General features: G+C 66.4%; 25 protein-coding genes and 1 tRNA gene. 18 read left to right on the top strand and 8 right to left on the bottom strand.

Annotation, left to right across the window (positions count from 1 at the left end):
* The first annotated feature begins 98 nt into the window (after positions 1-98).
* Complete coding sequence (locus CYFUS_RS12120) at positions 99-1,007, top strand: aldo/keto reductase (RefSeq protein ID WP_332468352.1); 909 nt, start codon at positions 99-101, stop codon at positions 1,005-1,007.
* A 92-nt stretch (positions 1,008-1,099) separates the two neighbouring features.
* Here the strand turns inward: CYFUS_RS12120 and CYFUS_RS12125 are convergent, their stop codons facing one another.
* Complete coding sequence (locus tag CYFUS_RS12125; RefSeq protein ID WP_095985366.1) at positions 1,100-2,233, bottom strand: FAD-dependent oxidoreductase; 1,134 nt, start codon at positions 2,231-2,233, stop codon at positions 1,100-1,102.
* 101 nt (positions 2,234-2,334) lie between these two features.
* Between CYFUS_RS12125 and CYFUS_RS12130 the strand changes: the two genes are divergently transcribed.
* A complete protein-coding gene (locus CYFUS_RS12130) occupies positions 2,335-3,231 on the top strand; it encodes a LysR family transcriptional regulator (RefSeq protein ID WP_095985367.1) in 897 nt (298 codons plus the stop codon).
* A 65-nt stretch (positions 3,232-3,296) separates the two neighbouring features.
* Here the strand turns inward: CYFUS_RS12130 and CYFUS_RS12135 are convergent, their stop codons facing one another.
* Positions 3,297-4,844, bottom strand: coding sequence for an FAD-dependent monooxygenase (locus CYFUS_RS12135; RefSeq protein ID WP_095985368.1), 1,548 nt, complete (start codon positions 4,842-4,844; stop codon positions 3,297-3,299).
* A 69-nt stretch (positions 4,845-4,913) separates the two neighbouring features.
* Here CYFUS_RS12135 and CYFUS_RS12140 point away from each other — a divergent pair, with 69 nt between their 5' ends.
* A complete protein-coding gene (locus CYFUS_RS12140; protein ID WP_095985369.1) occupies positions 4,914-5,597 on the top strand; it encodes a helix-turn-helix domain-containing protein in 684 nt (227 codons plus the stop codon).
* A gap of 129 nt (positions 5,598-5,726) precedes the next feature.
* Positions 5,727-6,245 carry a putative immunity protein gene (locus CYFUS_RS12145; RefSeq protein WP_095985370.1) on the top strand — a complete coding sequence of 173 codons (519 nt, stop codon included), beginning with the start codon at positions 5,727-5,729 and terminating at the stop codon, positions 6,243-6,245.
* 237 nt (positions 6,246-6,482) lie between these two features.
* Here CYFUS_RS12145 and CYFUS_RS12150 read toward each other — a convergent pair whose 3' ends face one another.
* Positions 6,483-8,933, bottom strand: a complete 2,451-nt coding sequence (locus CYFUS_RS12150; protein ID WP_095985371.1) for a prolyl oligopeptidase family serine peptidase — start codon at positions 8,931-8,933, stop codon at positions 6,483-6,485.
* Between the two features lie 278 nt (positions 8,934-9,211).
* On the opposite strand from CYFUS_RS12150, the gene CYFUS_RS12155 reads away from it, so the two are divergent.
* From CYFUS_RS12155 to CYFUS_RS12185, 7 genes are all read left to right on the top strand, one after another.
* On the top strand, positions 9,212-10,225 hold the full coding sequence (locus tag CYFUS_RS12155; RefSeq protein WP_095985372.1) for a DUF1028 domain-containing protein: 1,014 nt from the start codon (positions 9,212-9,214) through the stop codon (positions 10,223-10,225).
* 1,011 nt (positions 10,226-11,236) lie between these two features.
* Entirely contained in the window at positions 11,237-12,334 is a 1,098-nt protein-coding gene (locus CYFUS_RS12160; RefSeq protein ID WP_095985373.1) for a sensor histidine kinase, read from the top strand.
* 5 nt (positions 12,335-12,339) lie between these two features.
* Complete coding sequence (locus tag CYFUS_RS12165; protein WP_198316555.1) at positions 12,340-13,068, top strand: LytR/AlgR family response regulator transcription factor; 729 nt, start codon at positions 12,340-12,342, stop codon at positions 13,066-13,068.
* 86 nt (positions 13,069-13,154) lie between these two features.
* On the top strand, positions 13,155-13,523 hold the full coding sequence (locus CYFUS_RS12170) for a hypothetical protein (RefSeq protein WP_157758399.1): 369 nt from the start codon (positions 13,155-13,157) through the stop codon (positions 13,521-13,523).
* Between the two features lie 29 nt (positions 13,524-13,552).
* Positions 13,553-14,098: an antibiotic biosynthesis monooxygenase family protein gene (locus CYFUS_RS12175; RefSeq protein ID WP_095985376.1), complete on the top strand. Its 546-nt coding sequence runs from the start codon at positions 13,553-13,555 to the stop codon at positions 14,096-14,098.
* A 175-nt stretch (positions 14,099-14,273) separates the two neighbouring features.
* On the top strand, positions 14,274-14,591 hold the full coding sequence (locus CYFUS_RS12180) for an ArsR/SmtB family transcription factor (RefSeq protein ID WP_232537514.1): 318 nt from the start codon (positions 14,274-14,276) through the stop codon (positions 14,589-14,591).
* On the top strand, positions 14,578-15,042 hold the full coding sequence (locus tag CYFUS_RS12185; RefSeq protein WP_095985377.1) for an SRPBCC family protein: 465 nt from the start codon (positions 14,578-14,580) through the stop codon (positions 15,040-15,042). Before CYFUS_RS12180 ends, CYFUS_RS12185 begins: the two co-directional genes overlap by 14 nt.
* A 19-nt stretch (positions 15,043-15,061) precedes the next feature.
* Here the strand turns inward: CYFUS_RS12185 and CYFUS_RS12190 are convergent, their stop codons facing one another.
* Positions 15,062-15,241 (bottom strand): MYXO-CTERM sorting domain-containing protein, encoded by a 180-nt coding sequence (locus CYFUS_RS12190; protein ID WP_095985378.1) that lies wholly within the window; start codon positions 15,239-15,241, stop codon positions 15,062-15,064.
* Positions 15,242-15,811: 570 nt separating this feature from the next.
* Between CYFUS_RS12190 and CYFUS_RS12195 the strand changes: the two genes are divergently transcribed.
* A complete protein-coding gene (locus tag CYFUS_RS12195) occupies positions 15,812-16,483 on the top strand; it encodes a hypothetical protein (protein ID WP_095985379.1) in 672 nt (223 codons plus the stop codon).
* Between the two features lie 2 nt (positions 16,484-16,485).
* Positions 16,486-16,965: an SMI1/KNR4 family protein gene (locus CYFUS_RS12200; protein ID WP_095985380.1), complete on the top strand. Its 480-nt coding sequence runs from the start codon at positions 16,486-16,488 to the stop codon at positions 16,963-16,965.
* Positions 16,966-17,152: 187 nt separating this feature from the next.
* Here the strand turns inward: CYFUS_RS12200 and CYFUS_RS12205 are convergent, their stop codons facing one another.
* Complete coding sequence (locus CYFUS_RS12205; protein ID WP_232537515.1) at positions 17,153-17,278, bottom strand: class I SAM-dependent methyltransferase; 126 nt, start codon at positions 17,276-17,278, stop codon at positions 17,153-17,155.
* 134 nt (positions 17,279-17,412) lie between these two features.
* Here CYFUS_RS12205 and CYFUS_RS12210 point away from each other — a divergent pair, with 134 nt between their 5' ends.
* The 5 genes from CYFUS_RS12210 (at position 17,413) to CYFUS_RS12220 (ending at position 19,901) form a co-directional block, all read left to right on the top strand.
* On the top strand, positions 17,413-17,853 hold the full coding sequence (locus CYFUS_RS12210; RefSeq protein WP_232537516.1) for a helix-turn-helix domain-containing protein: 441 nt from the start codon (positions 17,413-17,415) through the stop codon (positions 17,851-17,853).
* A gap of 81 nt (positions 17,854-17,934) precedes the next feature.
* Positions 17,935-18,069 carry a hypothetical protein gene (locus tag CYFUS_RS53870; protein ID WP_269770234.1) on the top strand — a complete coding sequence of 45 codons (135 nt, stop codon included), beginning with the start codon at positions 17,935-17,937 and terminating at the stop codon, positions 18,067-18,069.
* A 194-nt stretch (positions 18,070-18,263) separates the two neighbouring features.
* Positions 18,264-18,989 carry a hypothetical protein gene (locus tag CYFUS_RS51680; protein WP_198317016.1) on the top strand — a complete coding sequence of 242 codons (726 nt, stop codon included), beginning with the start codon at positions 18,264-18,266 and terminating at the stop codon, positions 18,987-18,989.
* A gap of 67 nt (positions 18,990-19,056) precedes the next feature.
* The gene (locus CYFUS_RS12215) at positions 19,057-19,440 is read left to right on the top strand and encodes a hypothetical protein (protein WP_232537517.1); all 384 of its coding nucleotides are present in this window, start codon (positions 19,057-19,059) and stop codon (positions 19,438-19,440) included.
* Entirely contained in the window at positions 19,437-19,901 is a 465-nt protein-coding gene (locus CYFUS_RS12220; protein WP_095985381.1) for a hypothetical protein, read from the top strand. The genes CYFUS_RS12215 and CYFUS_RS12220 overlap by 4 nt, the downstream gene beginning before the upstream one ends.
* A 39-nt stretch (positions 19,902-19,940) precedes the next feature.
* Here the strand turns inward: CYFUS_RS12220 and CYFUS_RS54495 are convergent, their stop codons facing one another.
* The 3 genes from CYFUS_RS54495 to CYFUS_RS12235 form a co-directional block, all read right to left on the bottom strand.
* Positions 19,941-20,171 (bottom strand): tyrosine-type recombinase/integrase, encoded by a 231-nt coding sequence (locus CYFUS_RS54495; RefSeq protein WP_095985382.1) that lies wholly within the window; start codon positions 20,169-20,171, stop codon positions 19,941-19,943.
* Positions 20,172-20,633: 462 nt separating this feature from the next.
* Entirely contained in the window at positions 20,634-20,783 is a 150-nt protein-coding gene (locus tag CYFUS_RS12230; RefSeq protein WP_095985383.1) for an addiction module protein, read from the bottom strand.
* Between the two features lie 131 nt (positions 20,784-20,914).
* A tRNA-Asn gene (locus tag CYFUS_RS12235) sits at positions 20,915-20,987 on the bottom strand.
* Between the last annotated feature and the right edge of the window lie 72 nt (positions 20,988-21,059).

Raw genomic sequence — 21,059 nt, forward strand, 5'->3', positions numbered from 1 at the left:
GCGGCGTCCGTGCCAAGAAACGCCAAGCACCGGGCGCCGCGCGAGCGTAGGTACGAGCCATGCCCGAAAAACTGAAAATCGCTTTGGGTTGTATGGGGATGTCTGGTGTGTACGGCAAGACGGACGACGCGAAGAGCATCGCCGTCATCCACGCCGCCATCGAGCACGGCATCACCTTCCTCGACACCGGTGACTTCTACGCCGCCGGACACAATGAGCTGCTCATTGGCAAGGCCATCGCTGGCCGCCGGGACGAGGTCCAGCTCTCCGTGAAGTTCGGCGCGATGCGTGGGCCCGACGGTGCCTTCTTGGGGGTCGACACACGGCCTGTCGCGGTGAAGAACTTCCTGACCTACTCGCTGACGCGGCTCGGCACCGACCACGTCGACGTCTATCGCCCAGGGCGCCTGGACCCCGCGGTGCCCATCGAGGACACCGTCGGCGCCATCGCGGACCTGGTGAAGGCCGGCTACGTCCGGAAGATCGGCCTGTCCGAGGTAGGCCCGGAGACCATCCGCCGCGCGGCGAAGGTGCATCCGATCGCCGACCTGCAGATTGAGTACTCCATCGCCAGCCGCGACCCCGAGGACGCCATCTTCCCGATCCTGCATGAGCTGGGCATCGGCGCGACGCTCTACGGCGTGCTGTCACGCGGCCTGCTCTCGGCGAGCCCGCTCAAACCGGGAGACGCTCGCGCCCACATGCCACGCTTCAGTGGGGACAACGCCGCGGCGAACGCCAGGCTGGTCGCGGGGCTGCAGGAGCTCGCGAAGAAGTGGGGCATGTCGCCCGGGCAACTGGCCATCGGGTACGTGCTCGGCAAGGAGCCGAAGTTCACACCGACGCTGGGCATGCGGACCCTGGAGCAGCTCGATGAGGCGCTCGCCGCGAAGCCGTTGACCGCGGACCAGATTGCCCAGGTCGAGAAGGTGGCACCGCGCGGTGCCATCGCGGGCACGCGGTACCCGGCCGCGCAGATGGCCTATCTCGACAGCGAGAAGCACTAGTCAGGGCGCGGCGCCCAGGACGGAGTGTGCGCGGGAGAACCCGAGCGCCGTGAGCAGGCGCTCGAAGTCCTCCGTCCACACGACCTGGCGGCTCATGGGGTCTGCTCGTCTTCGATGAACGCGGTGATCAGGCCGTGGGGTGCGTTGTCACCGAAGAGGAGCTCGTGGAGTTGGGTGCCTTCGGTGGCGGCTTTGGTGCCGCGGGGGAACATGGCCTGCTCGTACTCGGTGAGGGCGACTTCGACGTCGTCGGGGTGCGCGGCGATGGCCTTGCCGAGTTCGGCGCCGTCGTACATGGCCAGGTTGGCGCCTTCGCCATTCGGGGCCGAGAGGTGCGCGGCGTCACCGAGCAGGGTCACCCCCGGCACCCGCTCCCACCGGTGCCCGATCGGCAGCTCATAGAGGGGACGCAGGACCGGCGCGGTGTCACTGTCGGTGATCAGCGCGGTGAGCTCCGGCGCCCAGCCGTCGAACTCCTGCGCGATCCGCGCGGCGGCCGCGGCGGCATCGGTGAAATCGATGGCGGCGAACCAGTCCTGCGGCCTGGTGAGCGCCACGTAGGTGTGCAGGGTGCTGCCCCTCTCCCGGTGCGCCTGGATCCCCTTTCCCGGCGCGAGCGCCATCATCGATCCGCCGCCGACCGCCTTGGCGGTGGCCGGGCGCCGGGTGTCGCTGTCGAACAGCCAGGTCTCGACGAACGACCTGCCGACGTACTCGGGTGCGGCGTCGGAGAGCAGCGGCCGGACCCGTGACCACGCGCCGTCCGCGCCGACCAGCAGGCTCGTGACGACGGTGGTGCCGTTGGCGAAGGTCACCTCGTGGCGGCCCTCGCCGAGGGGACGGACGCCGCTGACCTTGTGGCCCCACCGGACGGTGCCGGCCGGGAGCGAGTCGAGCAGGAGCTGTCGCAGCTCGCCGCGCTGCACCTCGGGGCGTCCACCCGTGCTGTCGTCGGCTTTGTCGAACAGGACGGTCCCGTCCCGCTCGAGGATCCGCATCGCCTGGCGGCCCTCCAGGATGAGGCCACGGAACTCGTCGATCAGGCCTGCCGCCTGCAGAGCCAGTTGGCCGTTGTAGTCGTGGATGTCGAGCATCCCGCCCTGCGCGCGCGCCGTCGGTGAGGCCTCCGCCTCGTAGACGGTGGCCGGGATGCCGTGGATGTGCAGGACGCGAGCCAGGGTGAGGCCGCCGAGGCCGGCGCCGATGATCGTGACGGGAGTGTGCATGGTGGCTCCTTGACGGGCAGATTCGGGTGAAGGATGCGGACGTGTGTCCTTGGCGTCCAAGACATTGATTGCAACAAACCAGGACCCATAAGGTCTGAATCATGGAACTCCGTCACCTGCGCTATTTCATCGCCGTGGCCGAGGCCGAGCACTTCGGCCGTGCGGCGCAGCAGCTTCACGTCTCGCAGTCGCCCCTGAGCCGGCAGATCGCTCAGCTCGAAGAGGAGATCGGCGTGGAGCTCTTCGTGCCCTCCGGGCGTGGTGTGAAGCTGTCCGCCGCGGGCAAGAGCTTCCTCGAAGGTGCGCGCGCGACACTCGCGCGGGCGGCCATGGCCATCGAGGATGCCAAAGCAGCAGCGGAGGGCCGCACGGGCCGGGTCGTGGTCGGATTCGAGGGCGGATTCGCCTACACGGGCCTCTTGCCGAAGGTCGTTTCCATCTTTCGCGCGCGCCACCCACGTGCGGAGGTTCGCCTTCAGCCGCTGGTGAACGAAACGCAGATCTCCGCGCTCCGTGATGGCCGCATCTCGCTGGGCTATGGCTACGACGCACCCGAGGAAGACCCGCTCATCCGCTCGCGCGTGTTGTTTCGCGATCGCATCGGCGTGGTGCTGCCAAAGGAACACCGGCTCGCGTCGCGGCGAAGTCTCAAGATGGCTGACCTGCGGAATGAGCGTTTCATCTTGGGGCCGCGGCAAGCAAACCCGCGGCTCTACGATGATCTGCTCGCGGCTTTTCGCGGACGTAAACAGCCGCTCACGCTCGTCCACGATGAGGCGGATGGCGAGGCGCAGCTCACGCTCGTCGCGAGCGGCGAGGGCCTGACCTTCTTCGCGGAGAGCACGGCGGCGATCGTGCGAATTGGCGCGGTGCTGAAGCGGATTCGCGATCTCGACGTGGAGTTCCTCGGGCGAGTGGTGTGGCGGGCATCGGACGAGAAGGATCTGCTCGTACGGTCGTTTCTCGAGATCACCGCCTCCGTGCACGCGGGCCGGTGACGAGGTTCCTGCTTGGGGGAGCGTGAGAACTCCGAGACGAGTCCTTTCAGCCGAACGGCTTCTTGTCAGCGACTGATGGCGTGAGGTCCGCGGCTCGCGAACCATCTCGCCGCGGCTCGTGTGACTTCCTCGGGACTGGGCGTCGTATCGCTCGCCCATGCAACGAACCCATCAGGACGCACGAGCAGCGCGCTCAGTCCAAGGCGCTCCTTGGCGTCGCTCGCCACGTACCTGACACGGTCGCCCCAAAGGCCATCGAGCGCTTGGAGCGACGCCTGCCGGCCGAAGTCCAACAGCAAACCGTTTCCCTCTCGGAGCAGTGTGCCGAGCCTCGTTCCGTCCTCGAGCTCGAAGTCCGGGCAGCTGCGGCCCACCAACGGGTGTTCATCGCCGAGGTCGTAGCGGAGGGACACTCCCCAGAGACGTTCAGCGAAGTAGGTCGCGCCGTCGCGCGTATCGAGCAGGTCGCGAAGGATGGCGTTGAGCGCGCGAGAATGTGGGTTGGGTCGCAGCAGCGAGACCTGGGCTCGTGTCCAATCGAGGATGCGCGCCCCGACCGGATGTCGCTCCGCGGTGTAGCTGTCGAGTAAGCCATCGGGGGCATCGCCTCGGATGGTCGCGGCAAGCTTCCACCCGAGGTTCATTGCGTCTCCAAGTCCGAGGTTCAAGCCTTGTCCGCCGAGCGGTGAATGAATGTGCGCGGCGTCTCCCGCCAGCAGCACCCGTCCCTTGCGGTAGGTCGTGGCTTGCTGTGAGCGGTCGGTCCATGTCGAGACGACGTGCAACGCCTTGAGGGTCACGTCCGTGCAGGACACGCGCCGTAAGACCGCTTGCACGTGCTCGCACGTGATCGGTTGGGTGCGATGGAATGCGCCGCCGTCAAAGTCGGCAATCGCGATCGCCCCTGGCTGCCACTGGGTGTACATACCGGTCGGCGTGTAATGACGGCCCAGGCGGAGCTTCTCCGGGTCGGCGATTTCGGCCTGGACCGAATATCCCGTGAACTCAGGCTCGGTACCGACGAACTCGAAGCCACCTTGCTTGCGTACGGTGCTGCGGCCGCCGTCGCAACCCACGAGCCAACGCGCGCGAACGCGTTGCTCGCCGGCACGGATGGTGAGTTCATCGTTCGAAGACTCGAAGCCTTCGACGCCATGGCCGCGCTGGATCTCCACTCCGAGGGAGAGCGCGTGAGCGGCGAGGACGTGCTCGAGGTGCTCCATTTCGACACCTGATTGGGTGTCAGCCGGGCCCGGGAGTCGGTATGTCCAGCGCGACGAATCGATGTTGCTGTAGTCGAACGTGATGCCCGCGAAGTGGCCGGCCGGCCCGCGGAGCCGTGAGCCGGACGCCATTGATCCAGGTATCGGCTGGCCAGGGGCACTCTCGTCGGCACGACGTCGCGACGCAATTCGTTCCAGCAGTCCGCGCCGGTAGAAGGCTTCGATGCTGGGGCCCCAGAGTCCTCGCATTCCAAACGGGAGCCGCTTCAGGGGTGAGTGCGGATCCTCCGATTGTTCGAGCACCAGCACGGAGAGCTTCGCGAGCCGCAGCTCGCAGGCCAGGAACAGGCCGACCGGGCCGGCCCCTGCGATGATCACGTCGTAGACCACGGTGTCCTCCCTGGTAAACCGTCGTCCTTCACGTTACGCTCCGGTTTCCGTCGAGGCCCATCGCGAACCATGTTGCAATTCGGCCAGGTGTTGTCGTGGTTCGGCCACGCGAGCGTGGTGCCGATGCACAGCCATCGCGAAGCGCAGCTCGTCGTCAGCCTGCGCGGCACCGCGACGATCGGCACGGGCGCTCAGGACTGGGCGATAACGCCGCGCTCGATGTTGTGGCTCGCCGGCGACACGCCGCATCGCGTACACACCACGGCCGATCATCACTGGCTCGTGCTGTCATTCCCGCCCGAGCTCGTCGCGCGCGCCACGGGATGGGTCGAAGCCTCCGGGTTCGTGCACGACCTCGTCGAGCGCATCGGCCACGCGCCGGATCCGGAGCGCCGCGCTCGCCTCACGGCCGTCCTCGTCGACGAGCTTGTCGAGCCGGTTCCGGTCAACGCGCGACTGCGCCGTGTGACCGAGCTCGTCACGTTGCATCCGGCGACGAGTGTGGCCGCGCTCGCACGCGCAGTCGGCATGTCCGAGCGCACGTTCCGTCGCTGGTTCCGCGCCGATGTCGGCACGAGCTTCACGCGCTGGCGCCAGCAACGCGTCGTCGATCGTGCGATCGAGCAACTCGACCGCGGCGACAGCGTGAAGTGCGTCGCGGCCGACCTCGGCTACACGAGCACGAGCGCGTTCATCGCGATGTTCAAGCGCGTCATGAACGTTTCGCCGCAGCGCTATCTGCGTTCCCGCTAGCGCCTGCGCGGGCTGGTCGCTGCCAGCGCCTGGCGCTCCTCCTCTGGCCTCGGCCCCGGCTTGGGGGCGCATGAGTTCGAATCCCTTGTGGCTTTCGGCCAACTTGTCTCTGCGGTATGATCATCGTAGATGCCTATTCTCACCAAGCCTCGCGATCCTAGATTCATTACCGTTCGTCGTGGCGGCACCTTGAGTGATGCAAATCACCGCCTTCTTGCAATATGGGCTGCCGCATGCGCGGAGCATGTGCTGCATTTATTTGAAGAAGCACAACCCGAAGATGAGCGGCCGCGCCAGTCAATCGAGCTGGCTCGTGCCTGGACACGAGGCGAGATTACAATGCGCCAGGCCCACAAGGCTGCTTTTGTTGCCAATGCCGCCGCCAGAGAGTTGTCCGGCGCGGCAAAGCTTGCGGCCTACGCGGCTGGGCAGGCTGTAGCAGTGGCTCACGTGGCAGCGCATGAGTTGGGCGCGGCGGCCTATGCGATCAGGGCCGTGCAAGCAGCAGCTCCTGAATCTGAGCGTGAACAAGCTGGCCGCCGGGAATGCCAATGGCAGCGTGAGCAGCTTCCAGACGAAATCCGGGAGCTTGTGCTTGACGACCAGCGGCTGCGCAACCATGTATGTTGGTTTGTATTCGATTGCTGACCGACATGGGATGATACCCTTTCGCATTCACGATTCTCCCACTCTCTGAGCATGGAACTTCGTGAGGTTTGCCCGAGGTGAAGGAACCAGGGACGCCACACGCGCCTGCTCAGCCCTGGCCTCCTTCCCAGGAGGGGTGAGGCAGGGGAGGAGGGCTGCGGTGGTGCAGGGAGCAGCAGCCAGTGCTTTGGCTCAACACCACGCGCATTGGACAGCGGAGCACCGGCCCGAGAGTGCTCAGCGCACCGTGTCCGCCGCCGTCGCCGGAGCGCGCGGGGGCGCGTTCTTCACGTAGCGATCCAACCATTTCACCGTCTCCCAGTTCACGTGCCCGATGGACTCCCGGGCGGCGTAGCCGTGGGCCTCGTTGGGCAGCACGACGTAGCGTGCCGTGCCGCCGTTGCCCTTGATCGCGGCGTAGAAGCGCTCGGACTGGATGGGGAAGGTGCCCGGGTTGTTGTCCGCTCCGCCGTGGATGAGCAGCAGCGGCTCGCGGATCCGGTCCGCGTAGGTGAACGGGCTCATGCGCGTATAGATCTCCGGCGCCTTCCAGTAGGTGCGCTCCTCGAACTGGAAGCCGAACGGGGTGAGCGTGCGGTTGTAGGCGCCCGAGCGCGCGACGCCGGCGCGGAACAGATCCGTGTGCGCCAGCAGGTTCGCCGTCATGAAGGCCCCGTAGCTGTGGCCCCCCACCGCCATGCGGTCGCGGTCGCCCACGCCCAGCTTCACCAGCGCCTCCACCGCCGCCTCGGCGTTCGCCCGGAGCTGTTCGACATAAGTGTCGTTGGGCTCGGCGCCGTTCGCGCCGACGATGGGCATCGCCGGATTGTCCAGCACCGCGTAGCCCTGGGTGAGCATGAACAGGTGGCTGAAGCCCTCGGGTCGCGTGAAGAGGTTGCTCATGTCCACCGTCTGTCCGGCGACACTGGCATCGGTGTACTCGGCCGGGTAGGCCCACAGCAGCGTCGGCAGCGGCCCGTCGCGCTTGGGGTCGTAGCCCGCTGGCAGATAGAGCATGCCCGACAGCGGCAGCCCGTCCGCGCGCGCGTAGGTGATCTGCTTTTGCGTCACCCCCGCGAACACCGGCGCCGGATCCTTGAAGGAGGTGATCGCCCGGCTCTTGCCGTCCTTCACCGTGCGCAGCCAGTAGTTGGGCACCTCGGTCGCGCTCTGGCGCTGCGTGAGCAGGCGGTCGCCGTCCGCGTCGAGCACCGCCTCCACGCGCTCGTAGTAGGGCGCCTGGGCGGTCCACAGCCGCTTCACCTGGCCGCTGGCCACCTCCTGCCGATTGACGAAGGGAAAATAGCCCGCCTTCGTCGCGCCCGGGCCCAGTACGAGGAAGGCGCGTCCATCGGCCGTGTAGCGCATCGCCGGCTTGCCCGCGGCGTTGGTCTCGAGCAGCGGCGCGCCGGGATCGCCGTACTGATCCTGGTGGTTGCGCTCGAGCAGCAGCCGCGCCGTCCCCGGCCGCGAGGGGTTCACCACCGAGCGCCGCTCGGTGCGCGTCTTCCACTTGCGCTCGAACACCAGAGCGTGGTCGGCGCGGCCCCAATACACCTTGTGGAAGCGTTCCTTCAGGTCGGCGAGCTTGACGGGTGCCCCCTTGAAGGGCGCGGCCTGCATCCACAGGCTGTCGTGGAAGGGCACGTCCGCCTTGGGGTTGCCGCCATCGAGCGCCTCGGCCCAGGCGAGCGTCGCGGGCGCATCCGCGCGCCAGTCCACCTCGCGCGGCCCCTGGACGACGGAGCCCATGTCGATGGGCACCTCGTCCGCCAGCGGCCGGTCGACCACCATCCGCACGCGCTGCCCGTCGAGCGTCGCGACCGCGATCTCCCGCGGGAAGTTGTCGGCGGGCAGCAGATAGGAGAAGGGCCGCTTGAGGGTCTCGGTGAGCAGGTAGCGGCTGTCGGGCGACACGGAGAAGCGGGCGATGAGCCCCGGCGTGCCGATGGGGCGCGGCGCCGAGCCGTCCAGGGCCACGCGCACGAGCTGGCCGGTGAAGTAGTACTCGAACAGGGCCTCATCGGCCGGGCCGCGCAACGCGTCCGGGTTGGTGCGCGCGGGCCTGGTCTGGCCGGAGTTCTCCTCGATGATGGGCCCCGTGGGCGTGCCGTCGGCGACGGGAGGCGCGCCCCGGTCCGCCCGCACCTGCCGAACGATGAACCCGGTGCCGTCCGGCAACCAGGCGTAGGCCGTGCCGAAGGCGGCGTTGACCGCCCCGGCGAGGCGCCGGGCCGAACCGTCCTGCTCCACCACCCACAGCTCCAGTTCCTTCGGCCGCTCGAGGACAAGCGCGAGTCGCCGCCCGTCGGGCGACCACCGGAGCTGGGAGTATCGCGTGCCCTCGGGCAGGCGGACCGTGCTCTGTCTGCCCGTGGCCAGGTCCTGGAGGGTCAGCGCGTTGAGCCACCATACCTGCGCCTCGTTCTGTCCCGTGGTGGCCGGGTCGATGCGGTAGCCGGCCAGCCGGAGGATGGGGCGGGAGAGCTGGGCGATGCTCGGCATGCTCTCGTAGCCGAGCAGGGCGAGGCTCTGGTGCTGGGGACTCACCAGCACCTCGGGCGAGGGCGAGGCCGCGAGGATGCTCGCGATGGGCTCGGGGGGCGTGCGGTAGCCGCTTTCGACCGCGAGCGTCGAGGCCGTGGCGGTCAGGATCGCGGCGAGAACGGGCAGGGTGGCGGGGGTCATGGTGATCGCGGGTTGTATTGCATTGGGCATACGCGGGCCAGCAGCCCCGCCCAGGCCTTGGCCCTCGGCTCCCACGCGGTCGGATGAAGATGGAGAATTCGCGCGTGGGTGTGGGCAAGCACGCCAGCGAGAAAGAGAGCAGGAGGGGTGAGAGCGATTCTGGCGCACCTGGGGTTGCCCACGGCGAGTGCACGCCTGGCCCCTGCGCGAGGAAATGCATCGTTTTTTCTCCAGAAGACTCTTCATCGCATGCCCCCATCTCCAGAGGTCTTCTGCATATGACGTCCTTCAAGCGTGGCTTGCTCGTTGTCTCGTCCCTGATGCTCGCTTCCACGTCCGCCCTCGCGGCGGCACCGGCTCCCACCATCAACCCGCGGCTTCTGGGCACGCGCGCCATCGTCGCGTGCGACCCCGTGGAGAAGTCGTGCGGCGTGGCCAGCATCTCCTTCCCCGCGGGCATCAGCGGCCTGGTGCCCTACGGCCGTCCGGATGTGGCGGTGGCCACCATGTTCTACCCCTCGGTGGATGACGCCGAGGCGATCCTCGCCCGCACCGCTGCGGGCGACACGGCCCAGGGCGCCGTCGACTTCGTGTTCTCCGTGGACCCGTACGCGAACTACCGCCAGCTCGCCGCGGTGAAGCTCAACCCGGACGGCACCGTCACGGTGGGCCAGCGCACCGGCGAGCAGAACACCGAGCACCGCTGCGCCGTGAAGGGCGCCACCTTCGTGGTGCAGGCCAACAACCAGACCACCCCGGCTATGTGCGGGGCCATGGCCCAGGGCTTCCAGGAGGCCAAAGGCAGCCTGCCGCAGCGGCTGCTCGCGGCGCTCAAGGCGGGGGCCCTCGTGGGCGGTGACCGCAACGGCGAGCGCTCTGGCGTCATCCGCGTCTGGAGCGCGGAGAACGAAGCGGCCTTCTATACGCACGTGCTGGTGGACGCCGTGGTCCACGGCAGCTCGAATGCGCTGAAGGAGCTGGACGTGGAGATGAACCGCTACCAGGCCAGCGTCGCCGCGCCGTACGAAGCGGACCTCATCCCGCTCGACTCGGAGACCTCCAAGTACGTGAAGCTCGTGCTGAGCAAGCTCGGGTACTACAACAGCCGCGTGGACACCTCGTGGAGCGACGCCGACGAGCAGGCCCTGCACGACTTCAACTGGAACAACCTCTTCTTCCTCAAGCCCACCGTGGTGGTGAACGGCGTGCGGAAGATTGACAGGCCCCTGGTCCGGTTCCTGCGCAACGCGGACCTGGGCGCGCTCCAGCCCGCGACGACCGCGACCCCGTGATCGGCTCTTCCACGGTGTCAGCCACTCACTGGGCTACCTGCTCGGTGACGCGCTCTGCCGGGGCTTCGACGGGACCTGATTGACCATGAGCGCCAGAGAGGAGTCTTTCATTCCCAGATACCGCGCGGTCGCCAAGGCAAACATTGACAAGCTGTCTGGCTACACCTATTTTGCCCACAGTATCAACCGGACAGGAGTTGCACGATGATCAAGCATTTCCTTGCATGTGTTGTCACTCTCTCCGCTGTCGTCACGGGCTGCGGCGGAGTCGAAGCCGAGCCCGAGCCATCCTCTACTCACCATGAGGAGGCGCTTCCGACGTGTGCCTCCGTGGATGGACACGGATGCTCGCCCTACAACAACCCCGAGAAGTTCTGCGTCTATAGCGATGGCGTCACGGGTGAATGTTGGTGTCAGGAGCCCATCAACCGCTGGGGCTGCGCGCGTGTGACGGAGTAGACGTGAAGCAGGTCGGGATGTGATTCCAAGGACTCCGGGGAGCCTGTTCCGGCATCCACACCGCCAGCGTGGATCACTCGGAACCGCAGAGCCTGACCGGACACGGGCTCCCCGGTCCTCCGTCCCAGATCATTGGGAACGAACCAGAAGCCCCCACACCGAACGCAGGTGAACACGTCCAGGGCGAACGCACGGCGCACCTGTTCTTCAGTCTGGCCTTTCAGGTAACGCCGCGCTTGTATTGTCTGGTTCTGGACGGCGTCTTCATGTCACGGGAGGGGGCCTGCAACTTGGCCAGGCACCGGCGCGTGCCATTCCCTTCTACGTCCGCGCGGTCCAGGCGCAGGTGTTCATACCGAGTCAGGTGTCCGAGAACGCCCGGGTTCTTGAGTTGGCACGTCTGCGGTGGGGGATGCCTGGAGCAAGGGCTGGGTGTCACAGGTGTGAGTCGCCAGTGAGCCGGGCTTCAGGGCAAAAAGGCGTACCCCAGGACGCGCCATTCATCGGCGCGACTGGCCAAGGAAGTGACCTTGCCCCTACGCTGCGCCGCGCATGCGCGCATCGTCCGACTCCACTCTGGGCCGCATCGAGGACCAGGATGATCCGGGTCCCCTGCTGCCCCTGGAGATGATCTGGCTGTACTTCGTCGCGCCGCTCGCCACCGCGCCCCTGCTCGACAAGGACTTCTTCACCCTGTCCCTCGCGAAGTCGCTCCAGCACGTCGCCACGGGCTACCCGATCTTCTTCACGCTGGCTCTCACCCTCCACTCCCTCTACATCTGGGTGATGCCCGGCCTCGTGAGGCGTCTGCGGTCGCCCCTGGCCCAGGGCGTGTTGCACGTCGCGGTGGGCTCCGGCGTTCCACTGGTGATGGTCATCCTCGTGATCCATCCACTCAAGGTGCGCCTGGGGGTAGGGCTGCGGTACTCGATGGCGCAAGACCTCCTGGTGGCCACGCTCGTCTCGTGGATGTTCCTGTTTCCCGGACTGCTCGTGCAGCGGTTGCGCAACACGGCGGCGCGCATCGAGCGGCGGGCCCTCCTGGCGCAGCGCGCCGCGCTCGAGGCCCAACTCTCGGCCCTCCAGGCCCGCATCCAGCCCCACTTCTTCTTCAACAGCCTCAACACCGTCGCCAGTCTCATCTCCGAGAATCCCGAGCTGGCGGAGCGGACCCTCGAGCGACTCGCGGAGCTCTTCCGCTATGCCCTGGACAGCGGGAAGAGCCGCTTCGTGAGCCTGGAGCGCGAGCTGGACATGACGCGCGACTACCTGGCCATCCAGACCGCCCGATTCGGCGCGCGCCTGCGCACGCACCTGGCCGTGGATGAGCATGTCTCCGGCATCCCCCTGCCCCCCCTGGTGCTCCAGCCCCTGGTGGAGAATGCCATCCTCCACGGCATGGACCGGCGCGAGGGCGTGAGTGTGCGGGTGCTCGTGCGGAGGGAGGAGACGTGGCTCCACCTCGAGGTCATCGATGATGGGCCGGGGCCCGGGGCATCCGAGCACCAGGGAGCCCAGACGGGCGTGAAGGATCTGCGCGAGCGACTGCGCCTGCTCTACGGCGAGCAAGGCACGCTCACGCTGGAGCCCTTGCCTGGAGGTGGGTGTCGTGCACGGATCACCCTCCCGAGCGGGGGGCCTCCCCGATGAGGATCTTGATCGTCGATGATGAGGAGCCCGCGCGCCGCAGGCTCTCGCGGCTGTTGAGTGGTTTGCCCGACGTCGAGGTCGTCGGTGACGCCGGGGATGGCGAAGAGGCACTGCGACGGGTGGAGGAACTGCGGCCCGACCTGCTGCTGCTGGACGTGCGCATGCCTGGGATGGACGGGCTGGCACTCGCCCAGCGCTACCGGGAGCTACCGCCCCTCATCTTCGTCACCGCCCACGATGACTACGCGGTCCGGGCCTTCGAGGCCCATGCCGTCGACTATCTGCTCAAGCCCGTGCGTCCCGAGCGGCTCGCCGATGCGCTCGAGCGTGCCCGCGGGCGACTGCTCGCGAAGCAGGCCGCGGTGGCGCGCGTGCTGGAGGCCGTGGCGCCAGTGGACTCCTCGTGCCGCATCGTCACGGTGAGCCAGGGCGTCTTTCACTTCTTCGATGCCCGGTCCATCTCGCGTTTCTGGAGCAGTGACAAATACACGCTCTTCCTCGCGGATCAGCGGGAGCAGTGTACCGAGGAGTCGCTGACCCAGCTGGAGGAGCGGCTGCGGAGCCATGGCTTCCTGCGCGTTCACCGGGGCGAGCTGATTCAGCTCACCCACGTGAAGGCCGTGCACTCCCGGAACGGGGAGCATGAGGTCGAGCTTCAGGATGGGCAGCTCGCCCGCGTGAGCCGGCGCTCCGCGTCCACGCTCAAGGCCGCGCTGGGGATGAAGGCGCGGTAAGCGGGGCCTCGCGCCGCTCATCGGCTGGAGGCCGCCGTCCATCGGCTCGCGGCGGAGGAACGGTGCGGATGCGCCATCTTCCGCGCATGCGACGCACACTCCTCATCTTGTCGATGCTGTCCCTCCTGGCGTTGGGTGGGGTGGGCTGGGTCCAGACCCGGACCCCCGGAGACAATCCCTTGAGCCGTCATGCCCTGGCGCCTTCCGACCAGATGCGGTTGACGGGGTTCGTGGAGGAGCGCCTGCCCGCGGGCTCCTACCTCTATCTGCGCGTGCGCGCGCCCGATGGCTCGCGCCACTGGGTGGCCACGCTCTCGACGGCGGCCTCGAGAGAGTCGGCCGTCCAGGTCCAGGTCTTCGCCCGCGCCGATGACTTCCACTCCCGGCGTCTGGGCCGGGATTTCTCGCCCCTGCTCTTCGGCTCCGTCCAAGCCGCTCCCTCCTCCTCACGTTGATCCACCCCGCCACTTCCAAGGAGTCCTCCATGAAGCGCCTGCTCGCCGCCGTTCTGTCGTCCCTCGTCGTCACCGCATGCGGATCCGAGACGGCCGCGCCGCCTCCCACCCACGAGCCCGAAACCGATCCCTGCCAGCGTGGGGTGCTGGAGCCAGACTTCCAGGCGTCCTCCGCGCTCCAGGGCCCGGGCGTGGACGCCAATGGCCAACTGAGCCCCGGTTCCTACATCATCAGCAGCACCTATCTGCGTATGCGGTCCACGGTAGAGGCTCAGACGGAGTTCGACGCGGCGGTGGTCGGCCTGAATGAAACCCTGCCGACGCAGCCCGGCCTGATGGCCGTCCAATTCGGTGGGTCCGAGTCCTGCAACACCAAACGGACACTGACGGTCTGGAAGGATGAGGCGTCCATGTACCAGTTCGTCGCCTCTCCGGCTCACCGCCGGGCCATGCTGAAGGTGGGGGTGATGAGCAGAGGGGGTGGCATCGTGACCTCCTGGGCGGGCGACGAGCGGGGCGCCATCTGGAGCGAGGCGATTGAGCATCTCTCGCGGGAGACGCGCCCCACCTACTGACTCCCGGACGCGGCTCGATGGCGGCAGCACGGTGGCGGCGCGGTTCACGCGCTGAGCAGCCTCTTCCGCCCGCTCCAGGGCCAGGGGTGAGCAGCGCCCCCTCCCGACGGGCGGCTTCGGGAGCCGTGGCCTTGACATGCAACCTCCAGGTTGCGTATTGCTGGGGGAGATGGACATGGATCTCGTGTTCAAGGCGCTCGCCGACAAGAGCCGCCGCCAGCTCCTGGATCTGCTGCACCAGGAGAACGGGCGGACGCTCGGGGAGCTCTGCGAGCACCTGGACATGTCGCGTCAGGCCGTCACCAAGCACCTGGCGGTGCTCGAGGAGGCCAACCTCGTCGCCGTCGTGTGGCGGGGCCGAGAGAAGCTGCACTACCTGAATCCCGTGCCGCTGCATGACATCTACGAGCGGTGGATCGGGAAGTTCGAGCGGCAGCGCCTGCGCGCGCTGCACGAGCTCAAGAAAGGGCTGGAAGAGGATGACGACCCGTAAGCCGCAGTTCGTCTACGTCACGTACATCCAGACGACGCCGGAGAAGGTCTGGGCCGCCCTGCAGGACCCCGAGCTGACCCGGCAGTACTGGGGCATGCACAAGAACGTCTCCGACTGGAAGGCTGGCTCCCGCTGGGCGCACCAGGACTATGAGACGAACGAGGTGCGCGTCACCGGCCAGGTGCTCGAGTCCGAGCCGCCGAAGAAGCTCGTCCTCTCCTGGGGCTCGCCCGAGGGGCGTCCCGGGGCGGAGCCGCCCTCGAAGGTCACGTTCCTCCTCGAGCCGTTCATGGGCGCGGTGCGCCTGACGGTGCTGCACGACGAACTCGTCGAGGGCGGCGAGACGATGAAGGGCATCTCCCAGGGCTGGCCGGCGATTCTCTCGAGCCTCAAGTCGCTGCTCGAGACGGGGCAGCCGCTGGTGATGACGACGAAGCGCTGGGGCCGTTAGGGAGCATGCGCAGCCCACGTCACCCACGGTGGCGGCGGGCCAGCGCGGTGAACGTGCCCAGGCCCAGCAGCACCAGCGAGGCGTCCGCCCCCGTGGTCGAGCAGCCACTGCCCAGCAGGGCGAGGTCCGCACCCGTGACGCGGAAGGTCCGCGCGGCCGGGGTCTCATCCACGTTGCCCGCCGCATCACGGGCGCGCACTTCCAGGGTGTACGCTCCCACGCATAGGGCGAATAGAAGGCCTGTGGAGGGTGAGGGCTGGTGCAGAGGGGCCGAGGAGGGCCGCTGGAGGGTGGCGCCGAGCTGTGCGCCAGGCCGGTGGACAGGCGCTGCAGCTGCCTTTGGGCACATGCCTGCTCAGGCTGTGCTCCCCGCAGGGGTGAGGCAGAGTGCTTGGGCCTGTGGGCAACTGCGGCCCGGCGCTCAACACCACGCGAGCTGCGCTGGCCCCTGAGCCGGGGCTCGCTTCGCAGGCCACGTGGGTCGTTCCAGGTTTCAAAGGACTCGTTCTGACACCTCGTTGCCTACGAGTCGTCTGACACCCTTCCTGGTCCGTGGTGTCCCAGTGGAGCTCCACAGGTTTCAAAGGACTCGTTCTGACACCTCGTCGCCTACGAGTCGTCTGACACCATTCCTGGGGGAACTCATGACCACCGACCACCTCGCGCCCGCGCAGAAGGCCGTGTCGCCCTTGAATGCCGTGTCGCCCTTCGCTCAACCAGGCCGCGAGAACTGGTCCATTGCTGGGGGGACATCACCACGGGGGTTCAAATGAAGCTGGCCGGAGCAGTGGTGCTGTTGGTGTTCCTCACCGGATGCGCGACGACCCAGAGATCGGATGGCCCTGGAACAGGAGGCTCTGGTCCTTCTCCCTCACCGGGGGCCAAACCTGCCGTGAAAAAGGAACTGCCCTGGTTGAACGTTCCGGGCGGACGGATGAAGACGACTCTCTTCTACGGTCCTTGGCAGTGCCGTCGGGAGTTCATGAACGGGTGCCAGAGGGAGTGCGCCAGCGAGGGCTACAAGCTCATGGGCTGTATGTGGCTGGCCGATTTCAAGTTCGACTGGGAGGGACGCCTCGTTGCCTTGCCCGTTCCCGTCAAGGGCGGGAGCCGTTACGGCATCTATCACTGCTGCTGCGATTATCCCGAACTGTCACCCGAGGACAATGCAGCTCAACGCAAGGCGTGGAGCAGGTTTCGGACATCCTTCCGGAAGGCCTGGAGCGAGAAATTTGGTCAGTGGCCCGAGCAGGGCGGGGTGTCCTGGCCGGGGCACCACATCCGAGACCTCTGGCACGCTGGGAACCCGGTGGACCCCAACAACGTCTTCCCCGCGCAACCGGACGTTCACGAGGTGTACAACGATCAGTATCCCGCCTGTTATGGCGGCAAATCCCCCTGGAATACAGTGGGTCCCAACCTGCCCTACACGGACAACTGACGATGGCCACGTCCATGAGCCGCCTGCTCGAAGAGGTCTCCCGCGATCATTTCCCGTATCCCCCCGCCACGCCCGAGGAGATCGAGGAGTTCGAGCGGCGGGTAGGCTGGCGGTTGGACGCGGATCTGCGGGCCTTCTACCTGCACTGCAACGGGGCGGAGCTGATTGAGCGGTTGCCGGACACCCCCTACCGCATCCTCCCGCTGTCACAGGTCGTCCGGGCACGAGTGGCCATCTTCGGGAAGAAGAACGACGATGACGCGCATGGGCCCGCATCGATGTGGGTCATCTGCGACATCCAGGACGGCAACTACGTGCTGGTGGATGTGGCCCGCCAGGAGAACGACCACTACCCCCTGACGGACGGCTATCATGAGGCATGGCCCAACCCGAAATACTGCGGGCCAGTCGCCAGCTCCTTCTCGGAGTTCTTGGAGCAGGTACTGCGCACCCAGCGCGGCCTTTACTGGCTGGGGGAATGAAGTCTCTCGGGTATTCCTCCATGGGGTGTGTCTACTCGGATGGTCTTGCTCTCCGCGCGGTCGCATCAATCCCATCAGGCTCAATATTGGAATCGAACTCCTGGCGTGATTCCCTCTCAGCTCAATTGTCTAACAAGCTGTCGGACAATTTCGGGGTCGGGACACGCTTTGGCGAAGGCCCGCATGTTCATTCGGTGCCGATGACGCGGCCGCCGCCGTTGTCGCGCACCGCCGCCGCCAGCCACAGCGTCGAGACGCCAAAGGACGTGCCGAACTCGACGATCGTCCTGCCGCTGTGCGCCCGCGCCGTCATGTAGCAGAAGGCGCTTGGTGGCTCGCCCCGCAGTTCGCTCGGATGTTTCCCAGGGTGTCGCTCTCGGCCGAGCTCATGGTGGTCGACGCCGGGAAATCCTCACCGCCGGCTCCGCGCTGGCTCACGCGGATCTCATGCTCGCGCTCGTCGCACGGCTGGCGGGGCCTTCCGTGGCGCATCTCGTGACGCGCTACCTCGTCCTCGACGAGCGGCCCTCCCAGGCCCGCTACATGGTGATGGAGCATCTCCGCGTGTCCGACCCTGGGTTGCGAGCGGTCGAACGTTTCATCGCGCAAAATATCGGCCGTCAGCTGTCTCTCGACGAGCTCGCCCGCGTGGCCGCGGTGTCTCCGCGGACGCTCGCTCGCCGGGTCCACGCGAGCCTCGGAGTGACGCCGCACGAGCTCGTGCAACGCATCCGCGTGAGTCGCGCGGCACATCTTCTCGAGACGACGCACGCATCGGTCGACGACATCGCCGCGCAGGTGGGCTACGCCGATGCCGCGGCTTTCCGCCGCGTCTTTCGTCGATTCGCGGGTGAGTTGCCTCGCCGACGACGTGGGCCGACTGCCTGAGCTCCTCGAATCGGCGGCCCGAGTCGCTCCACGTCCCGTGCGCGGAATCACCACGGCTCCAAGCCGCCGAGCGGCACCGAGGTGGCGGTCCTCTTCTACTCGCTGATGGAGATGGCTCGCCTGCGCGGTGAGGACACGGGACGCTACCTGCTGCGCGCAGCGCTCGCCGCCATCGAGAATCCCGGCACCGTCACGCTCCCGTCCAACTCCGACTGACTCCGCTGCGCCGTGCCTCGCTGCCCGGTGGGCTCATCCCCGCTTCGTCCAGACGGGGCGCGGCGAGCTATTACGGGGTGGAAGCAAGCTCCTCGGGTCATCCGCATCTCGCCGCCCGGTAGCCCCACAACCGCGATTTTCTAGATTCGGCTCTACAGGCTGCTGGGGTACACTACGAAAGTCGCGTCTACGCCATGCCCACTATTAGCCACGAGTTCTCGACACCTACTCTCGTTGGAGACCGGTTCGAGACGGATTCACCCTCGATCCCAGTAGATGCGCTGACCGAGTTGGTGGCGTACCAAGAACTCGTTGTCGAGTTGGCGAAGGAAATGGCTCGGGAGAGAACCCGTACGGGTCGTCTACCGAAGGGGTTCGCCAGAAAATTCGAACTCCGACTGACGAGTATCCAGAAGGGCTCTGCCGTCGCGCGACTGGATCGCGTCATCAAGAGCACCGGTGAAGAGCGCCCTCTCTTCCCTCCGGGGCATGACGTCTTCGACGAGGCTCGCGACACCCTTACCGACGCAATCGAGAGTTTCGAGAGCCGAGGAAAGCTCCCCGAGGCCTTCCCGCCCAACGTCATTCCGCTTTTCAGGAAGTTCGGACGCAGCCTGCGTGATGGGGAGGCCATTGTACTTCGTCCTGCGCGTGATGGCCGGCGCGCAGTTGCCTACACCCCGGAGACGCGCAAGCGTCTCGTACTACTCACCTCGGATACGTACACGCGCGAGGTGGAACTCACAGGGATAATTGTCCGCCAGGACGCGCAGAAGCGCCACTTCTGGCTGGACACCAAGGAGCAGGGCGTCATCGAGGTGGCCTACCCGGAACGCCTCCCACCCGGTCATCAGCAACGCGCTACGCGACTACAAGTTCACTCGAATCCAAGTTGCCGGGATCGCGCAGTTCAACAGTAAGGACGCCTTCCAGGAATTCGATGGGGTCCCTACTGTTACGCTTGAGTCCGACCTCAGCGAGGCCGACGTGCAAGACGTGGAGAGCCGGCTAAAGGAGTTCGAGGACCTAGAGCACGGGTGGCTCGACGGTGAGGATGGGGAAGTACCCTCCAAGGAAGGGCTCGGCTGGTTGCGCGGCATCATTCTGGCGCTGATGGCTTCCTACAAGGTACCGCTGCCGTATCTGTATCCGACCCCGGAAGGTGGAGTGCAGGCGGAATGGACCTTCAAACCGTGGGAGGTAAGCGCCGAGTTCAACCTCCTAAAAAGGTCGGCTTACCTACACGCGGTCAAGGGGAAGACCCGTGAGACCGAAGCCGACGAGGTGGCGTTCGAAGAGAACGAGGACAAGGCGCTGGAGAAAACGGCGGGATTCGTTCTTCGTATCAAGGATCGTGGGGAGCGGGCATGACGGCGAAGGACGACGCGAGCCCCGAGAAGGACGCCTCAACGGGACCGAAGCACGAGCCCTCTGAGGAGCGGTGCTTTCGGCAAGTACACCCGCAGTTCTTCCAGAAGGGTCGTCTCACCGAAATGGCGTTTCGGTTGAAAGACCATGAACACGGCCTGTCGATTTCGTTGTCGTCGAAGACGAGTGCCGAGAAGGCCTTTGCGTTCTACACGAAGCCGAAAGAGCAAGGGGGCAAGGGTCTTCCTGCATGCGGGACGTGGGCAGTAACTACCGCTGAGTGCCATCGGGAAACGTGTGACGTCTACGAGGACCCGACTGAAATCGATCCGGCGCATGGGAGCATCGATATGCGCCACCTCAAGGCTGATAAGAGTCGCCGGAAAGAGGTGCAGACCAACCTCCGCATCTATGCCGAGGAGCGTGGCTGCGTCTTTAGCCCGACCAAAGAGGAAGGTGAGTAGCGGCCCGCCCTCAGTTTCCGTGAAAAGGGCAGAGCAGGGCTAGTGCAGGGTGGGCACCTTCGTGGGGACGGCGTGTGTCGCGTAGAAGCGCCGTGTAGTGCTCGGGCTTTTGTGGTTGAGAAAGGCCGCCACCGAAGCTGGGTCCGCGCCCTTCTCGATGGCCCAGGTGGCGACGGAGTGCTGGAACCGTCCCGGGGTTAAGGGCGGGATGCCCGCCGTCTCGCAGGCCCCCTTGATGGCTAGTGGAGTGTCCACGAAGTTCGTGGACATAGTCGCGGAGCGGAGAGAGTCGGCTTCCGAGCGCGAGTTCAGGCAATTGGGCCAGTTTCAGCCATGCGTGGTCGGGAGGTCTCTGTGGCGCTCTGGTAGTGCCTCGCCGACTACGTCCAAAAACTTCGTTTACAGTCCACTAGGAGCCTGTCGGAATATTCCCACGACCCACTACATATCGAGTAGTGCGAGTCGAACGCACCGCTACGGTTGGTATGTAGGACACGTTTTGGGGCGATACTCCGACAAGCTCCTAGGCCGTACTTCTCGAAGCTGAACGAGCCCCGCTCCACCAGAGGCTTCCCGGCCTCCAGCACCTCGGCGGATACGGCGGTGCATTTCAGGTCCTCGATTTCCACACGCCCGGTCGACGGCGAACGTGCAAGCAGGCGATCACCGTGATGCTCTGCCCACTCAACACGTAGAAGACCGCATATGGGAAGCGGCGCAGCAGTGCGCGGTTCACAGCGACTCGAGAATGCGCGTCTTGACCACGTCCCAGGACTCTCCCCCCACAGGGTCCGCACCCAGCTCGGCCAGCCGTCTCTCGAGTTCGGGGAGTTGCTCCGGCGCGGTCTCCACCTGCTCGGGATGGGTTGCCTGCCGCCCCACAGCTCCTCAATCCGCTGGGTGCGCTCTGCCATGCTCGGGTGCTGCAACGACCGCTTGAGCTTTTCTCTTGCCCCGGGCAGGAGAGGGCAAAAGAAAAGGGCGCCAGACTTGTGTCTGACGCCCTGTTTCAGCTCCCCGACGTGGACTCGAACCACGGACCTAGTGATTAACAGTCACCCGCTCTACCGGCTGAGCTATCGGGGAATATGTCCGCTGCGTGGTGGCCCGGGTGGGCCGCCGCGACAACGAGGTGCTTTCTAGAGAAGGGAGTCTCTC

Source organism: Cystobacter fuscus (assembly GCF_002305875.1).
GTDB lineage: Bacteria > Myxococcota > Myxococcia > Myxococcales > Myxococcaceae > Cystobacter > Cystobacter fuscus_A.